General features: G+C 32.7%; 22 protein-coding genes. 11 read left to right on the plus strand and 11 right to left on the minus strand.

Annotated elements, in window-relative coordinates:
* Positions 1–30: 30 nt before the first annotated feature.
* The 3 genes from RB619_RS19310 (at position 31) to RB619_RS19320 (ending at position 3,759) form a co-directional block, all read left to right on the plus strand.
* Entirely contained in the window at positions 31–2,091 is a 2,061-nt protein-coding gene (locus RB619_RS19310) for a M1 family metallopeptidase (RefSeq protein ID WP_308100572.1), read from the plus strand.
* 108 nt (positions 2,092–2,199) lie between these two features.
* The gene (locus RB619_RS19315; protein ID WP_308100574.1) at positions 2,200–3,099 is read left to right on the plus strand and encodes a patatin-like phospholipase family protein; all 900 of its coding nucleotides are present in this window, start codon (positions 2,200–2,202) and stop codon (positions 3,097–3,099) included.
* Positions 3,100–3,216: 117 nt separating this feature from the next.
* A complete protein-coding gene (locus tag RB619_RS19320; RefSeq protein ID WP_308100576.1) occupies positions 3,217–3,759 on the plus strand; it encodes a hypothetical protein in 543 nt (180 codons plus the stop codon).
* Between the two features lie 51 nt (positions 3,760–3,810).
* Here the strand turns inward: RB619_RS19320 and RB619_RS19325 are convergent, their stop codons facing one another.
* Positions 3,811–4,332: a hypothetical protein gene (locus RB619_RS19325; RefSeq protein WP_308100578.1), complete on the minus strand. Its 522-nt coding sequence runs from the start codon at positions 4,330–4,332 to the stop codon at positions 3,811–3,813.
* A 125-nt stretch (positions 4,333–4,457) separates the two neighbouring features.
* On the opposite strand from RB619_RS19325, the gene RB619_RS19330 reads away from it, so the two are divergent.
* From RB619_RS19330 to RB619_RS19345, 4 genes are all read left to right on the plus strand, one after another.
* Positions 4,458–5,225, plus strand: a complete 768-nt coding sequence (locus RB619_RS19330) for a TSUP family transporter (RefSeq protein WP_308100580.1) — start codon at positions 4,458–4,460, stop codon at positions 5,223–5,225.
* 352 nt (positions 5,226–5,577) lie between these two features.
* Positions 5,578–7,914: a UvrD-helicase domain-containing protein gene (locus RB619_RS19335; RefSeq protein WP_308100582.1), complete on the plus strand. Its 2,337-nt coding sequence runs from the start codon at positions 5,578–5,580 to the stop codon at positions 7,912–7,914.
* A 136-nt stretch (positions 7,915–8,050) separates the two neighbouring features.
* A complete protein-coding gene (locus RB619_RS19340; RefSeq protein ID WP_132991064.1) occupies positions 8,051–8,671 on the plus strand; it encodes an L-threonylcarbamoyladenylate synthase in 621 nt (206 codons plus the stop codon).
* Between the two features lie 79 nt (positions 8,672–8,750).
* On the plus strand, positions 8,751–9,788 hold the full coding sequence (locus tag RB619_RS19345; protein ID WP_308100585.1) for a carboxypeptidase-like regulatory domain-containing protein: 1,038 nt from the start codon (positions 8,751–8,753) through the stop codon (positions 9,786–9,788).
* Between the two features lie 241 nt (positions 9,789–10,029).
* Here the strand turns inward: RB619_RS19345 and RB619_RS19350 are convergent, their stop codons facing one another.
* From RB619_RS19350 to RB619_RS19360, 3 genes are read right to left on the minus strand one after another with little or no spacing between them, the layout of a single operon-like run.
* Complete coding sequence (locus RB619_RS19350) at positions 10,030–10,863, minus strand: OmpA family protein (RefSeq protein WP_026729768.1); 834 nt, start codon at positions 10,861–10,863, stop codon at positions 10,030–10,032.
* Positions 10,864–10,897: 34 nt separating this feature from the next.
* Positions 10,898–11,917 (minus strand): glycosyltransferase family 2 protein, encoded by a 1,020-nt coding sequence (locus RB619_RS19355; RefSeq protein ID WP_308100588.1) that lies wholly within the window; start codon positions 11,915–11,917, stop codon positions 10,898–10,900.
* Positions 11,918–11,937: 20 nt separating this feature from the next.
* Positions 11,938–12,390: a type I restriction enzyme HsdR N-terminal domain-containing protein gene (locus tag RB619_RS19360; RefSeq protein ID WP_308100590.1), complete on the minus strand. Its 453-nt coding sequence runs from the start codon at positions 12,388–12,390 to the stop codon at positions 11,938–11,940.
* A gap of 104 nt (positions 12,391–12,494) precedes the next feature.
* Between RB619_RS19360 and holA the strand changes: the two genes are divergently transcribed.
* The 3 genes from holA to ettA all read left to right on the plus strand — a co-directional run bounded on the left by holA (position 12,495) and on the right by ettA (position 15,489).
* Positions 12,495–13,499: a DNA polymerase III subunit delta gene (holA, locus tag RB619_RS19365; RefSeq protein ID WP_308100592.1), complete on the plus strand. Its 1,005-nt coding sequence runs from the start codon at positions 12,495–12,497 to the stop codon at positions 13,497–13,499.
* Between the two features lie 64 nt (positions 13,500–13,563).
* Complete coding sequence (locus tag RB619_RS19370) at positions 13,564–13,746, plus strand: CAL67264 family membrane protein (protein ID WP_095951261.1); 183 nt, start codon at positions 13,564–13,566, stop codon at positions 13,744–13,746.
* A 51-nt stretch (positions 13,747–13,797) separates the two neighbouring features.
* Positions 13,798–15,489, plus strand: coding sequence for an energy-dependent translational throttle protein EttA (gene ettA / locus RB619_RS19375; protein WP_111291005.1), 1,692 nt, complete (start codon positions 13,798–13,800; stop codon positions 15,487–15,489).
* A 213-nt stretch (positions 15,490–15,702) separates the two neighbouring features.
* Here ettA and RB619_RS19380 read toward each other — a convergent pair whose 3' ends face one another.
* Together RB619_RS19380 and RB619_RS19385 are read right to left on the minus strand one after the other, a co-directional pair.
* On the minus strand, positions 15,703–16,116 hold the full coding sequence (locus tag RB619_RS19380; RefSeq protein WP_308100598.1) for a thiol-disulfide oxidoreductase DCC family protein: 414 nt from the start codon (positions 16,114–16,116) through the stop codon (positions 15,703–15,705).
* A gap of 286 nt (positions 16,117–16,402) precedes the next feature.
* The gene (locus RB619_RS19385; RefSeq protein ID WP_308100600.1) at positions 16,403–18,568 is read right to left on the minus strand and encodes a DNA mismatch repair protein MutS; all 2,166 of its coding nucleotides are present in this window, start codon (positions 18,566–18,568) and stop codon (positions 16,403–16,405) included.
* 110 nt (positions 18,569–18,678) lie between these two features.
* On the opposite strand from RB619_RS19385, the gene ung reads away from it, so the two are divergent.
* Positions 18,679–19,350: a uracil-DNA glycosylase gene (gene ung / locus RB619_RS19390; RefSeq protein WP_308100602.1), complete on the plus strand. Its 672-nt coding sequence runs from the start codon at positions 18,679–18,681 to the stop codon at positions 19,348–19,350.
* A 159-nt stretch (positions 19,351–19,509) separates the two neighbouring features.
* Here the strand turns inward: ung and RB619_RS19395 are convergent, their stop codons facing one another.
* The 5 genes from RB619_RS19395 to RB619_RS19415 form a co-directional block, all read right to left on the minus strand.
* Positions 19,510–19,896 carry a DUF4258 domain-containing protein gene (locus RB619_RS19395; protein ID WP_308100604.1) on the minus strand — a complete coding sequence of 129 codons (387 nt, stop codon included), beginning with the start codon at positions 19,894–19,896 and terminating at the stop codon, positions 19,510–19,512.
* A 36-nt stretch (positions 19,897–19,932) separates the two neighbouring features.
* Complete coding sequence (locus RB619_RS19400) at positions 19,933–21,132, minus strand: alanine dehydrogenase (RefSeq protein ID WP_144336175.1); 1,200 nt, start codon at positions 21,130–21,132, stop codon at positions 19,933–19,935.
* An 85-nt stretch (positions 21,133–21,217) separates the two neighbouring features.
* Positions 21,218–21,691, minus strand: coding sequence for a GNAT family N-acetyltransferase (locus tag RB619_RS19405; RefSeq protein WP_308100608.1), 474 nt, complete (start codon positions 21,689–21,691; stop codon positions 21,218–21,220).
* Between the two features lie 10 nt (positions 21,692–21,701).
* Entirely contained in the window at positions 21,702–22,109 is a 408-nt protein-coding gene (tsaE, locus tag RB619_RS19410) for a tRNA (adenosine(37)-N6)-threonylcarbamoyltransferase complex ATPase subunit type 1 TsaE (RefSeq protein WP_308100610.1), read from the minus strand.
* A 260-nt stretch (positions 22,110–22,369) separates the two neighbouring features.
* Positions 22,370–23,923, minus strand: a complete 1,554-nt coding sequence (locus RB619_RS19415; protein ID WP_308100612.1) for a bifunctional response regulator/alkaline phosphatase family protein — start codon at positions 23,921–23,923, stop codon at positions 22,370–22,372.
* Positions 23,924–23,976 lie beyond the last annotated feature (53 nt).

The raw sequence follows: 23,976 nt of genomic DNA on the forward strand, positions 1-23,976 counted from the left end.
CTTTGGGATCTTGGCATAAAATTTTATTTGATGAAATATATTTTCTTTCTAATTACTTCTTTTGCTTTTGCTCAACAAACTCAATTCGTCGATTTTAAATCGGTTAATGCGCAATTAACTTTAAATTCCAAAGAAAAGTCGGTTTCAGGTACGGTTGATTTTGGTTTTTCTGTTTCAAAACCAATCGATACCATCAAAATTGACGCTAAAAACATGGAATTTTCCAAAGTACAAATCGACAATAAAGATGTTGTTTTTGTTAATTCTGGAAAACAGTTGCAACTTATTGGCAATTTTCAAAAAGGAGAAAATCATCTGACTTTTGAATATACAGCAAAACCAAAACAAGCCTTATATTTTGTTGACATTGAAGGAAGAGAAGTTCAAATTTGGACGCAAGGTCAAGGTCGTTATACCAGTAATTGGTTTCCGAGCTTTGATGACGTTAATGAAAAACTGATTTTTAATTTAGGAATATTTTATGATGAAGCATATCAAGTTATTTCAAACGGAGTTTTAAAAGAAAAAACTCAAAAAGGCAACTTATTTCATTGGCAATACAAAATGGAAAAACCAATGAGTTCTTATGTTTTGATGCTTGCAGTTGGAAAATACGATAGAAGAAGTTTGAAATCGAAATCGAATGTGCCGCTTGAATATTATTTAGAAAATAAAGATGCATCGCGTTTTGAGCCAACTTTTAGATATTCAAAACATATTTTTGATTTTTTAGAAAAGGAAATTGGCGTTTCATATCCGTGGGAAGTTTATAGAGAAATTCCGGTTCGGGATTTTTTATATGCCGGAATGGAAAACACAACTTCAACTCTTTTTGCAACGCGATATGTTGTCGATTCAATTGGATTTACCGATAGAAATTACACAAATGTAGATGCGCACGAATTAGCGCATCATTGGTTTGGAAATTTAATAACAGCCGAAAGTAGTAAACATCACTGGCTTCAGGAAGGTTTTGCAACTTATTATGCGGCACTTGCTGAGCGTGAAATTTTTGGCGACGATTATTTTTATTCTAAACTTTATGATACAGCGCAACAAATAAAGTTTGCTTCGAGAACGGATTCTATTCCGGTTTTAAATCCAAAAGCGAGTTCACTTACTTTTTACGAAAAAGGAGCGTGGGCTTTGTTTGTTTTGCATGAATCTGTTGGAGATAAGGCATTTAAAAAAGCAATAAAAAGCTATCTGAAAAAATATGCATATCAAACCGTAAATACTCAAGATTTCTTTAACGAAATTAAAAAAGTATCTAATTTTGATTTGGATAAATTCCAGAAAACATGGCTTGAATCAACTGCTTTTGATACATCAACTGCGAATGCATTGTTGAGTAAAAACAAAGCGATTCAAATTAGATTGGAAATCGATAAATTAAAGAAAACGCCTTTGGCAGAGAAAAAAGATTTCTTTATTAAAATCTTAAATTCCGATGTTTATCATACAGTAAAAGAAGCAATTGTTGATCAATTGGAAAATGAGAAATACGAAGCAAAAAAAGAGTTGCTGCTTTTAGCAATGCAAACAAATTATGTTCAAATTCGTCAAACCGTAGCAGAAACATTTACTAAGATTCCAGAAGATTTTAGAGTGCAGTATGAAAGTTTGTTAAACGATCAATCGTATCAAACACAAGAAATCGCATTGTATTGGCTTTGGCGTAATTTTCCAGAACATCGAACGGAATATTTAGACAAATCAAAAAACTGGATTGGTTTTAACGATTACAATCTTCGCACTTTATGGCTTTCTCTCGCATTATCGACACCAAATTACGCTGATAATCCGGATGATCTTGTAAATGAATTAATTGCTTTTTCATCTACAAAATATGAAGCGACAACGAGACAAAACGCGCTCGAAAAATTGATTGCCTTCAAAATCATTAACGATCAGGTTTTGAGTAATTTAGTTTCGTCTACAACGCATCATATGTGGCAGTTTTCAAAATTTGGAAGAGATACAATAAGATTGTTATTAAAAAATCCTGAAATGCGTGCTTCGTTTGAAAGAATTTTGCCTAATTTGACCCCCAATGAACAGTTTCAATTGAACCGTTTGCTGAAAGAGTAAAAGAGAAAAGAAGAAAGAAACAAGATGAAAGATTTTATTTTTAAAAAAAGTCTTTATTCTTGCTTATTGGCTCTATTCTCTAAAAAACAATAACCTACAATACCACATATGAGAGCATTAGTTATTTCTGGCGGCGGAAGTAAAGGCGCATTTGCCGGCGGAGTTGCGCAGTATTTAATCGAAGAGAAAAATCACGAGTATGATTTATTTTTAGGCACTTCTACAGGAAGCTTGCTTATTCCGCATTTAGCTTTGGGGCATATTAGGAAGATTCATTCGGTTTATACTAATGTTACTATGGGAAGTATTTTCAATATTTGCCCGTTTGTGGTTAAAAATAAAGAAGGTGTTGATATTGTGACGATTAATCATTTCAACGTTTTGAGACAATTTTTTAAAGGAAAGAGGACTTTTGGCGAAAGCAAAGGTTTGAAAAAATACATTCAGAATAACTTCTCACTTTCAGATTTTAATAAACTGAAAAAATTAAAAACCGATGTTATTATTACAGTAACTAACTTTACGAAAAACGAATCAGAATATAAATCTGTAAAAGATTGCAGTTATGAAGAATTTATAGATTGGTCTTGGATTTCAAGTAATTATGTGCCATTTATGAGTATAGTTGAACGAAATAATTTTGAATACGGTGATGGCGGATTTTCAAGTTTAGTTCCAATTCGCGAAGCAATCAATCGCGGAGCCACTGAAATTGATGTAATTATTTTAGAAACTGAAGTAAATATGGATAAAACAGTTATTGGTAAAAACCCTTTTTCATTAATGATTGATTTGTTTAGAATTGCCTTAGATCAAGTAGAAAAACACGATATTGCTATAGGAAAACTTATGGCAAACAACAAGAATGTTAAACTTAACTTATATTATACACCAACTAAACTTACTGATAACGCTTTGATTTTCAATAAAGAGGTAATGAAAGAATGGTGGGAGCAAGGTTTTGAATATGCACAGAATAAATCTGAAGTTATGAGTGATAACAGATAGGTATAAAAATTAACTTGTTCTGAAAACATGGGAAATTTAAATTATTTTGGTTCACTTTTAGTATTGATTTTCTTTTTTATAAGCTGTCAGAAGGAAAAACAAATTCCTGATTTTAAATTGCCAAAAAACGAAGAAGTTAATGCAATAATTAAAGCTCTCATTAATAGTGATCGCTTAGAAATTGCTCCTTTTTTAGGAAAGAAAAAGAAGATTTCTTTTTGTGAAGATTTGCAAAAGCTACGTATTGATCATGTGGAGAAAAACAAGTTGCCAAAAAAAGCAGAAGGAGAGTCTGAATTGATAGAGTTTCTTATTGGATTTCCCGATATTCCGAAGGAAAAATTTTTCTTTTCAAAATCAGATTCGTTGTACATTGAATTTCAAAACAAAAACTTTAGTACTTTCAAAATATCACAAAATGATTTTAATGAAGTTGATATCAAATCAGTCCAAGAATTTAGGAATGATATTAATAAAAAGGCAGAATATTTTAATTTCTATCATGCAACAATTCCAATAATTTCACTTGATGGAAAAAAAGCTTATGTCAAATATACTTTGAATTGTTCTGGTTTATGTGGAGCAGGTTACCGGGTTTACTTAGAAAAAAAGAAAGGAAATTGGGTAGTCGTAAAATATAGCGAAGAATGGGTTAGCTAAAAAAAGAAAGATTGAGATTTAAAATTTTCTCAATCTTTCAAATAATATTTTCTACCAAAGTTCTGCAACTTCATTTTTAATATATCCTAAAGCAGCATTACTAGGTGATTGTTTTTCTAATAAATCATTCAAAATAACTTCACGTAATTTATCAGCATTTTCTACTTTATCACTCATTGCAGCTTTGCGAATCATTTGAATTGTAGCATTTTTTGCAGTTGTGATAATCGTCCAGCATTCGTCAGACATGTATATTTGCTGCGTCAAGTTGTGTTCAAATTCTTGCTCAATTTGGTCGATTATGTAGTTTTCGTAATCGTGTTTATTTTGAGAAATTGGCGCAATCCTAATTAATAATTTCGTCAAATTTATACGCTCCAAAAATAAAGTCATACGCTCATACGCCTGCAAGCGTATTGGTAATGATTGTTTTTGGTAATCTCTATTCAATAAAAAAGCACGCTTTTTATCATTGTTTTTAATGTGCAGTTCAAAAAAACTGTAAGCAACAAATCCCGTTACAATTGCAGGTAAAGTATAACTGGCTAATTCTATAATTCTTGTAAAATCCATTTGGGTTAAATTTTTTAGCAAAAATATACTTTTTGAGGAGAAATCCGTTTTAATTTTTGGTAATAAACAAAACGGAAAACTTATTTTTGCAACAGGTTTTCAAAATTTGCACAATACTATTTTTAATGGATTCATACATAATACTTTTTCTTTGCTTAGCTGCTTTCGCTGCAGGATTTATCGACGCAATTGTTGGCGGTGGCGGACTAATCCAAACTCCAATGGGATTAATTTTATTGCCTAATTTACCTGTTTCAACAGTTATTGGATCTTTAAAAATTCCGGCTTTCAGCGGAACGGCTTTTGCTGCCTTTCAATATTTAAAGAAAGTCGCTATTCAGTGGAAATTGTTGATTATCATGATGTGTTTGGCAGTTCCATCGGCATTTTTGGGTTCTACGATTTTGACAATGGTAAGTAACGATTTTATGAAACCGCTTTTGCTTGTGGTTTTGTCATTGTTGTTTGTTTATACGTATGCAAAGAAAAATTTTGGCCAGCATGTTGCCAAAGATCATTCAGAAACAACTCAAATTATTTATGCAGTTGTAATTAGTATGATTGTTGGATTTTATGACGGATTTATTGGCCCAGGAACAGGAAGTTTTTTTGTAGTTGCTTTTATCGCGCTTTTAGGTTTTGATTTTTTGCACGCTTCCGCGAATGCTAAAATGGTGAACTTGGCAACAAATTTTGGTTCGATTTGTTTGTTTATGATTAAAGGGAAAATCATTTGGTCAATCGCAATTCCAATGGCAATAAGCAACGGACTTGGCGGTTGGCTTGGTGCAAAACTGGCCATAAATAAAGGAAATGGGTTTATTCGAATCTTCTTTTTGGTTGTTGTTGTCGGAACTTTGATTCGATTTGCTTATGACGTTTTCTTCAAGTAGTTTTTTTTAAAACCATATAAGTGATATAAGAAATTATAAGCTTTATCTTTAATATGGTTTTCAAAATTGCAGGTCATATAAGCATTTCTAATGTTTTCTCAATAATAGAATTAAATGAACTTATATTACTTATATGGTTCAAAATATTTAAAGAAAGCCAATTGTTTGAACCTAGCCCCGATAGAGGCGGTATCCTCGCAGTGCAACGGAGAGATATAGCCGAAAGCAGGAAACCATGTTTAATAAAATGCCCATTCTTCGGCTTCAAAAAAAACTTAGCATCTCAGAATCTTAGCATCTTAGGAACTTTCTTTTTTAATTCTTATTTTTGCATATAAAGGAGAAAAATTACATGCAGAAATATATTGACCAGCTCAACGAAGCGCAGAGGGCGCCTGTTTTAAAGAAAGACGGGCCAATGATTATTATTGCTGGTGCAGGTTCGGGAAAAACCCGTGTTTTAACAATTAGAATTGCTTATTTGATGGCTCAAGGAATTGATGCCTTCAATATTTTGTCGCTGACTTTTACCAATAAAGCAGCGCGTGAAATGAAGCACAGGATTTCGGATATTGTTGGTGCATCTGAAGCTAAAAATCTTTGGATGGGAACTTTCCACTCGATTTTTGCGCGTATCCTTCGTGCAGAATCAGATCATTTAGGATATCCTTCCAATTTTACTATTTACGATTCTCAGGATTCGGCAAGACTGATTTCTTCTATTATAAAGGAAATGCAGTTAGACCGTGATATCTATAAACCAAAACAGATTTTAGGACGTATATCTAGTTATAAGAATAGCTTAATTACGGTTAAAGCCTATTTCAATAATCCAGAATTGGTTGAAGCCGATGCCATGGCAAAAAGACCAAGATTGGGCGAAATTTATCAGCAATATGTAGAGCGCTGTTTTAAAGCCGGTGCAATGGATTTTGATGATTTATTATTGAAAACCAATGAATTGTTGACACGTTTTCCGGAAGTTTTAGCTAAATATCAGGATCGTTTTCGTTATATTTTGGTTGATGAGTACCAAGATACAAATCACTCTCAATATTTGATTGTTAGGGCTTTGTCTGATAGATTTCAGAATATTTGTGTCGTTGGTGACGATGCGCAGAGTATTTATGCTTTCCGTGGAGCGAACATCAATAATATTTTGAATTTCCAGAAGGATTATGAAGGCGTGGTAATGTTCCGTTTGGAGCAGAATTACCGTTCGACACGAAACATTGTTGAAGCGGCAAATACGGTCATGGAGCATAATAAAACCAAACTGGATAAAGTGGTTTGGACAGCGAATGATTTTGGACCAAAAATTAAAGTCCACCGAAGTTTGACAGATGCTGAAGAAGGCCGTTTTGTAGCGAGCACAATTTTCGAGCAAAAGATGCAGAATCAGCTTCATAATGGCGCTTTTGCGATTTTGTATCGTACGAATGCACAGTCACGTGCGATGGAAGATGCTTTGAGAAAACGTGATATTCCGTATCGAATTTATGGAGGATTGTCTTTCTATCAGCGTAAGGAAATAAAGGATGTTTTGTGTTATTTACGTTTGGTAATTAACCCAAAAGATGAAGAAGCTTTAATTCGTGTGATCAATTATCCGGCACGTGGAATTGGAGATACAACTGTAGAAAAATTGACTATTGCAGCCAACCATTACAAACGCTCGATTTGGGAAGTAATGGTTAATATTGATAAAATTGATTTGAAACTGAATGCTGGAACAAAAAACAAATTGAAAGATTTTGTGACTATGATTCAGAGTTTTCAGGTAATTGATCAAAATCAGGATGCGTTTTATATTACAGACCACGTTGCGAAGAAAACTGGTTTAGTTCAGGAATTAAAGAAAGATGCTACTCCAGAAGGAATGGCGAAAATTCAGAATATCGAAGAACTTTTAAACGGTATTAAAGATTTTACTGAAGGTCAAAGAGAAATTGATGGAGCTAGAGGTGCACTTTCTGAGTTTATGGAAGATGTGGCTTTGGCAACTGATTTAGATAAAGATACAAATGATGAAGACCGAGTGGCTTTGATGACGATTCACTTGGCAAAAGGACTTGAGTTCCCTCATGTTTTTGTGGTTGGTATGGAAGAAGATTTGTTTCCGAGCGCTATGAGTATGAGTACAAGAAGCGAATTAGAAGAGGAACGTCGATTATTTTACGTAGCTTTAACTCGTGCTGAACATCAAGCGTATTTGACTTACGCGCAATCGCGTTATCGTTGGGGAAAATTGACAGATAGTGAACCGTCACGATTTATTGAAGAAATTGATGGTCAATTTTTAGAATATTTGACTCCTTCAGAAAGCAATTATCGTTATAAATCTCCAATTGATGGTGATATTTTTGGCGATGTTGATAAATCAAAATTAAGATTAGCCAAACCAATAGGGGGGACACCACCAAAACATGTTACAGATAACAATCCGAAACCGGATTTGAATATTAGAAAACTAAAACCAGTAACAGGAACAAATCCAAATGCTGGCGCTCCGAATTTATTTGACAGTAAATTAACTGTTGGAAATGTAGTGATGCACGAGCGTTTTGGAAAAGGAGAAGTAATTAATCTAGAAGGCGTTGGCGCTGATAAAAAAGCCGAAATCAAATTTGAAGTTGGCGGCATTAAGAAACTTTTGCTGAGATTTGCTAAATTAGATGTTGTGGGATAAATAAAATTTCAAGTTTTGAAAACATTTGTCACCCTGAGCGAAGTCGAAGGGCGCTTCAATTGGACGTGGGCTTCGACTCCGCTCAGCCTGACAAACTTGAAACCTGAAACAATAAAAAACTTGAAACAAAAACACTATGGCTGAATTCATAAAAATATATCCAGATAAACCTAGTGAAGCTGCAATTGCAAAAGTTGTAAAAGTGCTTCAGAATGGTGGATTGGTAATTTATCCGACAGATACTGTTTACGGTTTGGGTTGCGATATTACTAATTCACGCGCATTAGAAAAAATTGCAAAAATTAAAGGAGTTAAGTTAGAGAAAGCTAATTTCTCGTTTATTTGTCATGATTTGAGCAATTTATCAGATTATGTGCGTCAGATTGATACGTCGACTTTTAAAATTTTGAAAAGAGCATTGCCTGGGCCATATACTTTCATTTTGCCAGGAAATAACAATTTGCCGAAAGAATTCAAAAAGAAAACAACAGTTGGTATTCGTGTGCCTGATAATAATATTATTTTGGAGATTGTTCGCCAGTTAGGAAATCCAGTTGTTTCAACTTCTATTCGTGATGAAGATGATGTAATTGAATATACCACTGATCCCGAATTGATTTTTGAAAAATGGCAGAATCTTGTAGATTTGGTAATTGATGGAGGTTATGGCGATAACGTTGGTTCAACGATTATTGATCTTTCAGAATATGAACCAGTTATCGTGAGAGAAGGAAAAGGTGATATTGATATTTTGTAAGAAAAGAAACAAATTGATTAGGATATTACAAAAAGGTTTGGTTAATTAGTAGTTAATTAACCAAACCTTTTCGACTTTAATGAAAAAACTATTTACTCTTTTAATTTTGTTTTATGCGGTCACGATATTTTCGCAACATAATTTTAAAGGTAAAATTACAGGTAAAGACAATACGCCGTTAGAAGGAGTAAATATTTACTATGATGGTACAACAATTTCAACAGTTTCAGACGCTGATGGAAAATTTTCTATAAAGTATGAACCTAATGCTAATAATATTTTGGTGATTAGTATAATGGGATATCAGACCGAGTATCTCTCAGGATTAGATGCTTCGAAGCCATTAAATATTGTGATGAAGATTTCTGAAAACGAGCTTAAAGAGGTTGTTGTTAATAATAACAATGAGTTTACAAGAGCTCAGAAATTAAAATTGTTTAGAGAATATTTTTTAGGGAAAACTAGTAATGCGAAATCAGCTATTATTAAAAATGAAGATGATATTAAATTTAATTATGATAAAAAGAATTTACTTTTTACAGCCTCTTCAGATAAACCTTTGGTAATTATAAATCCAGCATTGGGATATAAAATTGATTTTGAATTGGTAATTTTTGAAGTTTCTTTTACTAGATTTAGTATTAACTCAATAGATGCTTATAAGAATTTTTACGGTGGTGTGAGCCGATTTGAAGAAATTGATAATAGCGCTAAAGTTTTAAAAAAACGAGAAAAAACATTTCAGGGATCTCAAATTCAGTTTTTCAGAAATTTAGCAAATACGGATTGGGAAGCGAAGAAGTTTTTATTGTTTAAAGGCAAATATAATCAGGATCCAACTAAATGCTTTAAAATAACCAAAGAAGGCGATTTTGCAAAAGTAGATTTAATTGATCAGGATAAAAGTGAAAATATAAATCTAAACTCAAAAAAGATTGTAGCAGTTTATAATCTTATATTTGATAAAAAAGAAGCGTCGAGGATTACTTTTGAAACAAATAGTTTTTATATTTATAAGTACGGAAATAATTCCAATATTGAAGACATACTTTTTTCAGGGAAAATTTCGGAAAAAAGAGTTGGAGATATGTTGCCTTTGAATTATGGGATAGAATAATTTTAATTCTTATAATTTCAAATACACAAAAATTACAACATGGTATATTTGTAAAAAAAAACTGAAATACTATAAATGTTAAAAAATAATTACTAACTTTATTATAGTTAAAATTTAGTTAGTTGATTAAAAATAATGCTATTCTTGATTTATATTTAATTGGTTATTAAAAAAATTAAGGATACATAAAAGCAGGTCGTAAGACCTGCTTTTTCTGTTTTTATGATATGTAAAACAAGGATTATTTAGCTTGCTTTTTCATTTCTTTTTCAATCATATCGTAGAACTGATCGATTTTTGGCATAACCACAATACGAGTTCTTCTGTTACGAGCTTTGTTTTCAGCGCTGTCATTAGCAACTAAAGGTACGTAAGAGCTTCTACCAGCAGCAATTAATTTTGCAGGATTTACGCCAAGGTCATTTGTTAATACACGAACAATAGAAGTAGAACGTTTAACACTTAAATCCCAGTTGTCTAAGATAATTCCGTTGCTTTTGTAAGGAACGTCATCAGTGTGTCCTTCAACCATACATTCAAAATCAGGTTTGTCGTTTACAACTTTTGCAACTTTAGCCAAAACAGATTTAGCTTTGTCGCTTACGTCATAACTTCCGCTTTTGAATAACAATTTATCAGCGATAGAAATAAACACAACTCCTTTTTCAACATTGATTTCGATATCTGGATCGTTGATTCCAACAGCTCCTTTTAAGCTTGTAACTAATGCTAAAGTTACACTGTCTTTTTTCGTAAGAGCATCTTGAAGTCTTGAGATTTTCAAATCTTTCTCTTTTAAGCTTTCTAGAGATTTTTCTAGGTTTTCAGCTCCTTTAGTAGTTAAAACCGTTAAATCTTTTGAACTGTTGATTAAGTCTTGATTATGTGACTTTAAGCCTTCAACTGTAGCAGCTAAACCAGCTTTTTCTTCTAGACAAGAATTTAATTTAACAGTACAAGAGTTTAATAAATCTTGGGTCTCTTTGTTCTTAGCTTCAAGTGCTGCGTATTGCTTTTTCGATACACACGAAGTTAAGGCCATTAATACTGATAGTGCGATAACTATTTTTCTCATAGGTATTATATTTAATTAAACGTTGATTACAAATTTAGTTTTTAATATTTTGATTACTGTTAAAGATTTCTTTAAAAACCAGTAATTTCTTTATGTAATAGAGGTAAACGATACTTTTTACGGTATAGTATTGCTGTATTTGAAAATCTTTTCTTTTTTTTAAATACTTTAAAGATAGGCAATAAAAAGAGAAATGTGCCTTTAAAATGGCAAAAGTATGCCCGAATTTTCCTTGTGTAAGAAAACGGATACCGGCAATACCATCTAAAACCATTCGCAGAAAAATTACCCAGAACAATCCTCTTTTAGGTAAATTCTTGACAAGCATTAAAAGAGAATTTCTAAAATTTAGATATGTTTTTTTTGGATTTCCTTGTTGAAGCGTTGCACCGCCAACATGGTAAACCAGAGACTGATAATTATACTTAATAATATGTCCATCATTCAAAGCACGCCAGCATAAATCAATTTCTTCCTGATGGGCAAAAAAGCTTTCGTCAAAACCACCTAATTCATCAAAAATATGTTTTCTGATGAAAAAACAAGCGCCCGAAGCCCAGAATAATTCACAATTATCATCGTATTGTCTGTTATCTTTTTCAACAGTTTCGAAGAGTCTTCCTCTGCAGAATGGATAACCAAATTTATCGATAAAGCCACCGGCAGCACCAGCGTATTCAAAATATTCCTTGTTTTTAAAATCACGGATTTTTGGCTGAATAATCCCCGTTTGCTTTTCACTATCAAAAGTTTCCAAAATTGGTTTAAGCCAATTCTCAGTTACTTCAATATCTGAATTGACTAAAGCATAAATTTCAGCATCAATATGTTTCAAAGCGTCGTTATAGCCTTTTGCAAAGCCATAATTGCTTGTATTTTTTACAATTTTAACTGTAGGGAAATTTTGTTGAACAAATTCAACTGAATTATCTGTAGAATCATTATCGGCAACATATATTGTCGCTCCTTCCGAAAATTGGATAACAGATGGTAAAAACTGCTCCAGCAATTTTACTCCGTTCCAATTTAAAATGACAACTGCTATTTTATCCAAAAGTTCTTAAATTATTTATTTTAATGGTTTTCTTTATAATCAGGCAGGTTTCTTAAAAACTCATATTTTTCGTTTTCAAAATCCATTTGACAATAAAAATGGTTTAGTCCGTTTGTGACATTCAAAAACCGTGCCTGCATTGTCATATTATAACGAGCAATTTGATCAAAAGTTGCCTGAGAAATTTTTACCTCGGGTGCTTTACACTCTACCAGTATGTGTATAGAGCCGTCTGGATTAAAAACTACTACATCATACCTTTTTCTTAAACCGTTGACTTTTAAAACTTTCTCTACGTTAATTAGCGATTTAGGGTATTTTTTTTCGATAATCAAATAATGAACAACATGCTGCCGAACCCATTCTTCTGGGGTAAGAATGATAAATTTTTTTCTGATTTCATCAAAAATAGACACTTTATTTTCGCTATTTTTGAATCGGAAAGCGTAAGCTGGGAAATTTAATTGCTGCATAAAGCAAAAATATAAAATAGTTTCAGGTTTCTCCCGAAGTCTCGGGATAAAGTTTCAAGTTTTGGAACGATAACTTGAAACTTTAAACTTGAAACAATAGCTAAATGGATGAAGTAATAAAAATTGTAAATGATATAAAAGCCGGAAATATAAAACCGATTTACTTTTTAATGGGTGAAGAACCTTATTATATTGATAAGTTATCGGAATATATCGAAGAGAATGTTTTAGCGGAGGAAGAAAAAGGTTTTAATCAAACAGTTTTATACGGAAGAGACGTTTCGGTTGAAGATATTGTTTCAACGGCCAAGCGCTATCCGATGATGGCTGATCGTCAAGTTGTTATTGTAAAAGAAGCACAAGATTTGTCCAGAAATATCGATAAACTTGAATCGTATGCCAATAATCCGATGGAAACTACGGTTTTGGTTTTTTGCTATAAATACAAAACGCTAGATAAACGTAAGAAAGTAACTAAAGTATTGGCTCAGAATGGTTTGGTGTACGAAAGTAAAAAACTATATGAAAACCAAGTGGGAGATTGGATTAAGCGCGTGCTTGCGGGAAAAAAATATACAATTGACCCGAAAGCAAATGCGATGTTGGTTGAGTTTTTAGGAACAGATTTGAGCAAGATTAATAATGAACTTGAAAAACTGCAGATTATTTTACCACAAGGAACTATGATTACGCCTCAGCATATTGAAGAAAATATTGGTTTTAGCAAAGATTATAATGTTTTTGAGCTTCGAAAAGCAATTGGAGAACGCAATCAGTTGAAAGCGTATAAAATAGCAGAAAATTTTGCACATAATCCCAAAGAATATCCTTTAGTAATGACAACTGGATTAGTATTTGGTTTCTTCGTGCAGCTTTTAAAATACCATGGTTTAAAAGATAAAAACCCTAAAAATGTTGCATCAGTACTTGGTGTGAATCCGTTTTTCTTGAAAGAATATGATTTGGCGGTTAAAAATTATCCAATGCGAAAAGTAAGTCAGATTGTTGGTGCTTTACGAGATATTGATGTTAAGAGCAAAGGTGTGGGAGCCAATGCATTACCGCAATCAGATTTGCTTAAAGAAATGCTGTATAAAATATTTAATTAAGCCAGTAAAATTCACGATATTTGCGTTTCTAAAAATTTTACCACTTAAAAATAATTACACAATTATGGGAATGAATAAAAATACCGTTTTAGGATGGGCTACTTTTATAATGGTACTTATGGGATTGTTGCTTATAGGTCTAGGAATCTTTAGATACAGTGATGTTTCTGGTTGGGGATTTGCAGCTGTTGGAGTTGGTTTTTTTGCTAATGCTTGGGTTTTTAATGCACTGAAAGGCAGAGTTTAATCTTTGTTGAACAATCAAAAAAAATAATAATAAAAATAAATAATAAAGAAAATGTCAGACGATAAGAAAGTAATTTTCTCAATGCAAAAATTGAGTAAAACCTATCAAGGAGCAGACAAACCGGTATTGAAGAATATTTATTTGAGTTTCTTTTATGGAGCTAAAATTGGTATTTTGGGACTTAACGGTTCAGGAAAATCTTCTCTTTTAAAAATTATTGCTGGAGTAGATAAAAACTACCAAGGTGATGTTGTTTTTCAGCCAGGTTATACTGTAGGTTATTTAGAGCAAGAACCAATTCTTGATGATTCTAAAACAGTTATCGAAATTGTTCGTGAAGGAGCTGCAGAAACTATGGCAGTTTTAGAAGAATACAATCAAATTAATGATTTATTTGGTCTTGAAGAAAACTATTCAGATCCAGATAAAATGGATAAATTGATGGACCGTCAAGCAGCGTTGCAAGATAAAATTGATGCGCTTGGTGCTTGGGAAATCGATACAAAATTAGAAATCGCAATGGATGCATTGCGTACGCCAGAAGGTGATACGCCAATTAAAAACCTTTCTGGAGGTGAGCGTCGTCGTGTAGCTTTATGTCGTTTGTTATTGCAACAACCAGATGTATTGCTTCTGGATGAGCCTACCAACCACCTTGATGCTGAGTCAGTTCTTTGGTTAGAGCAACATTTAGCACAATATTCAGGAACTGTTATTGCGGTAACGCACGACCGTTATTTCTTAGATAACGTTGCAGGTTGGATTCTTGAGTTGGATAGAGGAGAAGGTATTCCATGGAAAGGAAACTATTCTTCTTGGTTAGACCAAAAATCAAACCGTATGGCTCAGGAAGAAAAAGTAGCTTCTAAACGTAGAAAAACGTTAGAGCGTGAGTTGGAGTGGGTTCGTCAAGGTGCAAAAGGTCGTCAGACAAAACAAAAAGCGCGTTTGCAGAATTACGACAAATTATTAAATGAAGATCAAAAACAACTAGATGAAAATCTAGAAATTTATATCCCGAACGGCCCACGTTTAGGAACAAATGTAATTGAAGCTAAAAACGTTGCAAAAGCGTTTGGTGAAAAATTACTTTATGATAATTTGAATTTTACTTTGCCACAAGCTGGTATTGTTGGAATTATCGGACCAAATGGTGCTGGTAAATCTACTATCTTCAAAATGATTATGGGTGAGCAAGCTACTGATAGCGGAGAATTCTCAGTTGGTGAAACGGTAAAAATTGCATATGTAGATCAGTCGCATTCTAATATTGATCCGAATAAATCTATTTGGGAAAATTTTGCTGATGGCCAGGAATTGATTATGATGGGTGGAAAGCAAGTAAATTCAAGGGCTTACTTATCGCGTTTCAACTTTGGCGGTGGAGAGCAAAACAAAAAAGTGTCAATGTTGTCTGGTGGTGAGCGTAACCGTTTGCACTTGGCAATGACTTTGAAAGAAGAAGGAAACGTACTTTTACTGGATGAGCCTACGAATGACCTTGACGTAAATACACTTCGAGCTCTTGAGGAAGGTTTAGAGAATTTTGCTGGTTGTGCTGTAATTATTTCTCACGACAGATGGTTCTTGGATAGAATTTGTACGCACATTCTAGCTTTTGAAGGAGATTCTGAAGTTTATTTCTTTGAAGGAAGTTTCTCTGATTATGAAGAAAACAAAAAGAAACGTCTTGGTGGTGATTTAACTCCGAAACGTTTGAAATACAGAAAATTGATTAGATAATACGATCTAAATTTTCAATAAAAAAAATCCCAAATTCCAATTTTCTCGGAGTTTGGGATTTTTCTATTTTGTATGTTTTTGCGTTAAGTTTGTCATTTCGACGAAGGAGAAATCTTCGCAAGTAACTCCGCAACGAGAATCCAATCTTTGTCGAGTTTCTCACGAAGATTTCTCCTTCGTCGAAATGACAATATTAAGTTAAATTGAAATTTTCTACAAAAACTTAGATTTCAATTCCGGAGTTGGAATCATACAACTTTCTTTCTTGCCATACCAATTGTATCTATTTTTTGCGACATAATCATAAATTCTGTCACTGATGAAAATTGGAACAATCCTAAAGATTAAAAATAATTTCCAAAATCCTCCAAAATATCTAGCTATTTCAATTACAGCTGAAGATTTATAAAAATAAGCACTTTCAGGATTGTACAAAATAATACTATCCATTTTTGAAAAACTAATTCCTAAATGTTTACAAATCGAGATACCTAATTCTGATTGCAATGCGACAAATCTGAAAATGTCTTTTTTGTCGTGTTTAATAATAAATTGCACAGCGGAATTGCAAAGATTGCAAACTCCGTCAAAAAGTATTATTTTTTTGTCTTTTGGAAGATTTTCCATTTTTATTATAAATCAAAATTGGCATTTAATTATAAACGTTGAAATTTTATAAAATTGTAGTTCAATTACTGAAAGGTTATGGTATTCGAAAAATCTATTTGTTTTTAAATATTGATAATTTTTATCAATAAAAAACCACTTTAGTATTTCTTTTTAAATCGACTTTTAAAAATTATCGATGTCTTTTGTCATATTTTATTAAATAGTTCTTAAAATCGCTTTATTTTAAATATCGCTGAATTTTCCCTTTTTTTAGAAACTAAAAACATCCACTGCGACTGAAAACTTATTTTTTAACAGCTTCTACCAATTCCAATTCATCCAAACTAACTTTCGAAGTAAAAATGCCGTAATTCACAGTTGCTTTGTTTTTTTCGATCGAATCGATACTTCCAACAGATCTTCCGTCCATCATTCTAACTCGGTCACCAACTTTTAAAATTGGTTTTGGTTTTTCGACAACTGGTTTAAGTTTCTTTTCTTTTTTCTCTTGACGAATTTCCTCGACTTTTACTTGTACTTCGGCAATTATCTCTTTTTGTTTTTCAACTTTTGCCTTCACTTCTTTTGGAGTTGCTTTTTTGCGTTTTGAATTTTCAATCTCAACAATTTTCAAAAATTCTCCAATCAATTCTTTTTTGTTTTTGTAGTTGAAATACTTCTCAGCAATATCATCAATTTTTTGCCCTATGTAAATTATCTTCTGATTGCTGTCGTATAATTCCTGATAGCTTTCGAGCTTTTGCTGAATTCTCGTATTGATGTTTTCCATCTTTTTGCTTTCTTCACGCGCACGAGTTTCTTCTTCTTTTAAATTCAAAGAAGTTTTTTCAAGCTTCGATCTTTCTTTTTGAAGTGTTGCAATGGTTTTGTCAAAACGAACTTTTCCAACTTCTATTTTCTTTTTCGCACGATTAATCAATCCAAATGGAATCCCATTTTTCTGAGCAACTTCAAAAGTAAACGAACTTCCTGCCTGACCTAAAGCCAGCTTGTACATTGGTTCCAATGACTTTTCGTCAAACATCATATTTGCATTTGTGGCGAAAGGCAATTCGTTTGCAAGAATTTTTAAATTAGAATAATGTGTTGTGATAATTCCAAATGCTTCTCGATGATAAAATTCTTCTAAGAAGATTTCAGCCAAAGCACCTCCCAATTCAGGATCAGAACCTGTACCGAATTCATCAATCAAAAACATGGTTTTCTTGTTGCATTTTTTCAAGAAATAATTCATGTTTTTTAATCGGTAACTGTATGTACTTAAGTGGTTTTCAATAGATTGGTTATCTCCAATATCGGTTAAAATTCGATCAAACAAGAAAGTTTCGCTTCTTTCATGAACCGGAATCAAAATTCCAGACTGAAGCATCAATTGTAATAGACCAACTGTTTTTAAGGAAATCGTTTTTCCTCCAGCATTTGGTCCAGAAATTACAATAATTCGGTTTTCTTGTTTTAACTCAATAGTTTGCGGATGCGTAATTTCTTTTTTCTCCTTATTATTAAGGTATAAAATTGGGTGATACGCTTCTCTAAAAAACAATCTTCTTTCTTCAGTGATGGTTGGTAAAATTCCGTTGATTCGGTTGGCGTATTTTGCTTTTCCGGCAACCACGTCAATATCGCTTAAAAAGTCTTGATATTCAATTAATAAAGGTAAAAATGGACGAATTACATTTGATAAATTCTTTAGAATTCTAGTGATTTCTTCCTTTTCTTCATATTCTAAATTCGCTAATTCTCTCGAATATTTTAGAGTAGCTTCTGGTTCGATATAAGCAATGCTTCCAGTTTTTGAACTTCCTAAAATTGAGCCTTTTACTTTACGACGATACATTGCTAAAACCGCTAAAACTCTGCGATTCTGCACAAAACTTTCTTTAATATCGTCTAAATATCCTAAACCATTATATTGTGTTAATGCTACACCAAAACTTTGATTCACTTTTCCGCGAACCAAATTCATATTCTGACGAATGCTAGCTAAAGCAGGAGAGGCATTATCTTTTATTTCTCCATATTTATCAACGATGGCATCAATTGCAGTGATAATATCTTTAGTCAATTCAACACGAGAAGCCCTCGCATTTAAATTTGGATAATAATCATCGAACTTTCTTAAAAAATTCAGCAAGAAATTTGTTGTCGACGAAAGATTAGCGATTTTTCTAAAACTTCCTACTTCTAGGAAACTGTCTTCAATGGCTAAAAATTTGATTTCGTGCGTGATGGCGTCAAATCCGTGATTCGGAATTGCGTTATTGTTTTGAAATGAAGACACATATTCTGAAGTCTGCATTAAGGACTGCATCAAGGTTTCTTTATCTCTGAAAGGTGTTATTTGCAAAGCTTTTTCTTTTCCAATGTCTGTGTTGCAGCCTGCCGAAATTGTTTCGAGCACTGTTGGAAATTGTAAATCTTGTAATGTTTTTTCTGTAATAGATATCATTATATATCGTGAGTTGTAAAGATTTCAAAGTTACAAAGTTTTAAAACGAAATTGCACTAATAATTGGCAGTTTGACTAAAACTTTGCGTAATTTGTAATAAAATTTTAAAATGAAAATTAATTTATCCGCAGATTGGCAAGCAGTTTTAAAAGACGAAATTCAAAAACCGTACTTCATTGAATTAATGGAGGCTTTGGATATTGAATACGAAACGCACACTTGCTATCCGCCAGCTGAATTGATTTTTTCTGCTTTTAATAATTGCAGTTTTAAGGATTTAAAAGTTGTGATTATTGGACAAGATCCTTATCATGGAGAAGGAGAAGCCAATGGTTTGAGTTTTTCTGTAAATGATAATGTCAAAATCCCGCCTTCACTTCGTAATATTTTCAGAGAAATAAACACCGATTTTGATTCGATTTTTATGCCAACATCTGGAAATCTTGAAAAATGGGCTAAGCAAGGTGTTTTACTTTTGAATGCGTCATTAACCGTTAGAAAAGACAGTCCAAATAGTCATAAACATTTAAAATGGAATCTTTTTACAGATGCTGTTATTCAAGCTATTTCTGGCCAAAAAGAAAATGTTGTTTTTCTATTGTGGGGAAGCTTTGCTCAGAAAAAAGGTTTGAAAATTGATCGTTCAAAACATCATGTTTTAGAATCTGGACATCCGTCTCCAATGAGTGCTAATCAAGGAAAATGGTTTGGAAACAAACATTTCAGTCAGACAAATGCATTTTTGAAATCGAAGAAAATTAAAGAAATTGATTGGTTGTAAAACACTAATTACACCGATTTACACGAATTTTTCACAATTTTGTCATTTCGACGGAGGAGAAATCTTCGCAAGTAACTCCGTAACTAAAACGCAATCTTTGTCGAGCTTCTCGTGAGGATTTCTCCTCCGTCGAAATGACAAAATGGTTGGTTTTACAGACTATTTATCTGCAGGTTTTTTTATAATTTCTTCTAAAACAGCTTTATTTTCAAAATTAACTACTTTCAAAATTATGTCTTGATTTTTAGCTGTTTTCCCTTCAATGATATATAATTTTCCTTTTTTGAATGGAACATTACTTTGGTCAAAATCAACATCTCCGTAAGTTAAAGTGTTTTTAATATCGGCAGTGTCAACCCATTTTTCGTTTAAAGTCTGAATTGCTTTATCTGAATATTGAAAAGGTTTTGTTCTCAGATTGTTTAAAACTCTGGCATTCGGAAAGTAATTGCATCTTGTGTCTTTTCCACTAAAAACAAGAGCTACAAAAAAGCATCCCATAACCAAACCAATCAAATAATATGCAAAACGGTGTACGAACTTCATGAAATAAAATTTTTGCAAAGGTACATTAAAGTTCCTTTAAAATACAAGTAAATTAATATCGTTGTCTGGCAAATCAAACCAGTCTCCAATTGCTTTATTTGTCAAGATTCCATGATACAAATAAATTCCGTTTTTTAATCCTTTGTTGCATCTAATTGCACTTTCTAAACCACCATCTTCAGCTATCTGATGCAGGTAAGGTGTTAAGATGTTACTTATTGATAATGAGGCAGTTTTAGAATAACGAGAAGGGATATTTGGAACACAATAGTGTAAAACATTGTTTTTAATGAAGGTAGGTTTTTCATGCGTTGTTACTTCTGAGCTTTCAAAACATCCGCCAGTGTCAATGCTGACGTCAACAATAACGGCACCTTTTTTCATGTGTTCCACCATAGTTTCAGTAACAACAATTGGGCAACGTTCTTTACCACGCATCGCACCAATAGCGACATCACAGCGTCTTAAAGCTTTTAAAAGACCTTTTTGCTGAATAGTTGAAGTGAAAATTCTTTGATTTAAATTATTTTGTAAACGACGTAATTTCGTGATTGAATTATCAAAAACTTTTACGTTTGCACCAAGCCCAATGGCTGTTTTTGCTGCAAATTCGCCAACCGTTCCTGCGCCTAAAATCACAACTTCAGTAGGGGGGACACCAGTAATATTTCCAAATAAAAGTCCTTTCCCAAATTCGTCTGTAATCATTAATTCGGCTGCAATTAGGATAGAAGCAGTTCCGGCAATTTCGCTTAGAGATTTTACTGCTGGATACGATCCGTCTTCATCTTTAATATATTCAAAAGCAAGAGCGGTAATTTTCTTTTGTGCCAAAGCTTCAAAATACTCTTTCTTTTTGGTTTTCAATTGAATAGCAGAGATGATAACTGTTTCTGGATTTATCATTTTTATTTCAGCCAAAGTCGGCGGTTCTACTTTTAGTAAAAACGGACAGCCGAAAACTCTTTTAGTATCTTTTGTGATTTCTGCACCAGCATCAGCATATTCTTTATCGGTGTAACTCGAACTTTCGCCCGCGCCAGATTCAATCATAACGCGATGTCCTTCATAAGTTAGTGAATTTACAGCATCTGGAGTAAGACAAATACGGCGTTCTTGATAACTTGTTTCCTTGGGAATTCCTATAAAAAGTTCTCTTTTAAAACGACCAACCTCAAGTTTTTCTTCCTGTGGCAGTAATTGTTGTTTTGTAAATGGAGTTAACGTGATTGACATGGGTTCTGCAAAAAATTAAAGGTACAAATTACGTAAAAAGATTTAAAATTAGTGCAAAAATTCTGCTAATACTGTAATGACAATGTTAAGATATTTTTTTCTCCATTTTTATATCTGCTCTTTCGTAAATGCCCGATTCTAAAGGGATTTCTATGAAACCGAATTTTCTATAGAGATGAATCGCCGGAAGTAAAATAGTATTTGAATATAAAATGAGTGTTTTTATATTATTTTCCTTAGCCACATTAAAGCAATGTTCAAGAAGTTTTGTTCCAATTCCTAAACCTTGAGCATTATCTGAAACCGCCATTTTACTTAGTTCAAATGTCGAATCGTCAACTTTTAATAAAGTAGCAGTTCCTAAGATTTCATTATTATAACGAGCGTAGAAAATCATGCCACCTTTATCTATAATTTCCTCCTGCGGATTTGAGAGCGTGAGTTTGTCTTTTTCTTCGACTTTGAAATATTTTTCGAGCCAGGCAACATTTAAAGTTTTAATGTGGTCTTTTAAATCTGATGAAAAGGGAATTATTTCTACGGTATTTTGAGAATGCATTTGTAACTTTTTAAACTAAATTAAGCTCTCTTTTTCCGTCTGGCAATAACTCAATATTTATTGTAGAATATTCTTCAGGAAGCAAATTAGCGATTTTTTCAGACCATTCAATAAAACACCAATTTCCAGAATACAAATAATCATCAACGCCCATGTCAAGCGCTTCGGTTTCTTTATTTAATCTGTAAAAATCAAAATGATAAACGATTTGATTGTTAGTGGTATAATATTCATTAACTAAAGAAAAGGTTGGGCTGCTGGTTGCGTCCTGAACGCCTAAACTTTTACAAAGTTGTTTGATTAAAGTTGTTTTTCCAACTCCCATTTCTCCGTTAAAAAGAATAATCTTTTTAGGATTCGAGCCTAATATTTGCTGTGCAACTTCTTGAATTTGATCTAATGAAAAAACAATGTTCATTTTTATGTCTGTTTATTTAGTCTCAGTCTCGGTCACAGTTTTCAGTTTTAACTGTGACTTAAAACCGAGAATGAAAACTTTTAATCTATTTCAATTGTCTTCCGCGAAAGCGAAATTATTTTTTATGCCACAGATTAAAAAGGTTTTAAAGGATTTTTTAATCTGTGTTAATCTTTTTAATCTGTGGCAAAATCTATTTTCATTTTAATTTGAAGTTCTCGCTGAAAACTGAAAACTGAAAACTGCGACTGAAAACTTTTTTACTTAGGATTAAAAACCAAAAACGGAATAATCATTTCTTCTAAGGAAATCCCTCCATGCTGATACGTGTTTTTGTAATAACTCACATAATGATTGTAGTTGTTTACATAAGCCAAGAAAAAATCATTTTTGGCAAAAATAAACGAACTGCTCATATTTATTGCCGGCAAACCAATAATTTTCGGCTCTTTCACCACATACACATCCTTTTGCTCGTAGGTTAAACTACGTCCAGTTTTATAGCGCAAATTTAAACTTGTATTTTTATCTCCCACAACTTTCGACGGATTTTTTACATTAATTGTTCCGTGGTCTGTAGTTAAGATTAATTTGAAACCTAATAATTGTGCTTGCTGAATAATCTCTAATAATGGAGAATTTTTAAACCAACTTAAAGTTAGAGAGCGATACGCTTTATCATCAGAAGCTAATTCTTTTACAACTTCCATTTCGGTTTTAGCGTGCGAAAGCATGTCGACAAAGTTGTAAACAACTGTAACTAGGTCATTTTCTTTTAAAGCTCTAAAGTTTTCTGCCAATTTTTTACCACCGGCATAATTGGTGATTTTAAAATAATCTTCTTTCAGATTTAATCCTAATCGTTTTAATTGAGCCGAAAGAAACTCGGCTTCGTAAAGGTTTTTTCCTCCATCTTCAACATCATTTTTCCAGTATTGCGGAAACTGTTTTTCCATATCAATTGGTAATAAACCAGAGAAAATGGCATTTCGGGCATATTGAGTCGCTGTTGGAAGAATTGAGAAATAAGGAACTTCTTTTTCTAATTTGTAATAGTTAGAAACAACCGTTTCAAATGATTTCCATTGGTCGTAACGCAAATTATCAATTACAACAAATAAAACAGGTTTATCTTTCTTTTTAAGTTCTGGAACGACTAATTCTTTGAATAAATTATGAGACTGAATTGGTTTATCAGCTTTTGGAGCAAACCAATCTTCGTAATTTCTTTCAATATATTTCCCGAATTGCGAATTGGCTTCAACTTTTTGAGATTCAAGAATTTCGATCATCGCCGTGTCGTTGATGTCTTCCAATTTTAATTCCCAAAAAAGCAGTTTTTTGTACAGCTCAACCCAGTCTTCATAAGAATTAACCATCGCTAATTCCATTGAAATTTTCCTGAATTCCTTCTGATAATCTAAAGTCGTTTTTTCCGTAATCAATCTTGAGTCATCCAAATTCTTTTTTAAGCTTAATAAAATTTGGTTTGGATTTACTGGTTTTATCAAGTAATCAGCGATTTTAGAGCCAATTGCTTCTTCCATAATATATTCTTCCTCACTTTTGGTGATCATAATCATCGGAATGGCTGATTTTTTCTCTTTCATTTCCGAAAGCGTTTCCAAACCGCTCATTCCAGGCATATTTTCATCCAAAAAAACAATGTCAAAATTGTCTTCTTCGAATAAAGCAATTGCATCAAGACCGTTGTTGCAAGTCGTTACCGAGTAGTTTTTTTTCTCCAGAAATAATATATGTGGTTTCAAAAGATCGATTTCATCATCGACCCAAAGTATTTTTATCTTATCCATAAACAGAATTAATTTTAATGCAATTTAGAGTTATAGAACTTAAAAAGTATTAA

Origin of the sequence: Flavobacterium sp. LHD-80 (genome assembly GCF_030929605.1) — a bacterium.
Lineage (GTDB): Bacteria > Bacteroidota > Bacteroidia > Flavobacteriales > Flavobacteriaceae > Flavobacterium.

Excerpts from the sequence above, each read along its gene's own strand:
- RB619_RS19310 (WP_308100572.1), top strand. The coding sequence starts at position 31 with ATGAAATATATTTTCTTTCTAATTACTTCTTTTGCTTTTGCTCAACAA.
- RB619_RS19315 (WP_308100574.1), top strand. The coding sequence starts at position 2,200 with ATGAGAGCATTAGTTATTTCTGGCGGCGGAAGTAAAGGCGCATTTGCC.
- RB619_RS19325 (WP_308100578.1), bottom strand. The coding sequence starts at position 4,332 with ATGGATTTTACAAGAATTATAGAATTAGCCAGTTATACTTTACCTGCA.
- RB619_RS19330 (WP_308100580.1), top strand. The coding sequence starts at position 4,458 with ATGGATTCATACATAATACTTTTTCTTTGCTTAGCTGCTTTCGCTGCA.
- RB619_RS19335 (WP_308100582.1), top strand. The coding sequence starts at position 5,578 with ATGCAGAAATATATTGACCAGCTCAACGAAGCGCAGAGGGCGCCTGTT.
- RB619_RS19340 (WP_132991064.1), top strand. The coding sequence starts at position 8,051 with ATGGCTGAATTCATAAAAATATATCCAGATAAACCTAGTGAAGCTGCA.
- RB619_RS19345 (WP_308100585.1), top strand. The coding sequence starts at position 8,751 with ATGAAAAAACTATTTACTCTTTTAATTTTGTTTTATGCGGTCACGATA.
- RB619_RS19350 (WP_026729768.1), bottom strand. The coding sequence starts at position 10,863 with ATGAGAAAAATAGTTATCGCACTATCAGTATTAATGGCCTTAACTTCG.
- RB619_RS19360 (WP_308100590.1), bottom strand. The coding sequence starts at position 12,390 with ATGCAGCAATTAAATTTCCCAGCTTACGCTTTCCGATTCAAAAATAGC.
- holA (WP_308100592.1), top strand. The coding sequence starts at position 12,495 with ATGGATGAAGTAATAAAAATTGTAAATGATATAAAAGCCGGAAATATA.
- RB619_RS19370 (WP_095951261.1), top strand. The coding sequence starts at position 13,564 with ATGGGAATGAATAAAAATACCGTTTTAGGATGGGCTACTTTTATAATG.
- ettA (WP_111291005.1), top strand. The coding sequence starts at position 13,798 with ATGTCAGACGATAAGAAAGTAATTTTCTCAATGCAAAAATTGAGTAAA.
- RB619_RS19380 (WP_308100598.1), bottom strand. The coding sequence starts at position 16,116 with ATGGAAAATCTTCCAAAAGACAAAAAAATAATACTTTTTGACGGAGTT.
- RB619_RS19385 (WP_308100600.1), bottom strand. The coding sequence starts at position 18,568 with ATGATATCTATTACAGAAAAAACATTACAAGATTTACAATTTCCAACA.
- ung (WP_308100602.1), top strand. The coding sequence starts at position 18,679 with ATGAAAATTAATTTATCCGCAGATTGGCAAGCAGTTTTAAAAGACGAA.
- RB619_RS19395 (WP_308100604.1), bottom strand. The coding sequence starts at position 19,896 with ATGAAGTTCGTACACCGTTTTGCATATTATTTGATTGGTTTGGTTATG.
- RB619_RS19400 (WP_144336175.1), bottom strand. The coding sequence starts at position 21,132 with ATGTCAATCACGTTAACTCCATTTACAAAACAACAATTACTGCCACAG.
- RB619_RS19405 (WP_308100608.1), bottom strand. The coding sequence starts at position 21,691 with ATGCATTCTCAAAATACCGTAGAAATAATTCCCTTTTCATCAGATTTA.
- tsaE (WP_308100610.1), bottom strand. The coding sequence starts at position 22,109 with ATGAACATTGTTTTTTCATTAGATCAAATTCAAGAAGTTGCACAGCAA.
- RB619_RS19415 (WP_308100612.1), bottom strand. The coding sequence starts at position 23,923 with ATGGATAAGATAAAAATACTTTGGGTCGATGATGAAATCGATCTTTTG.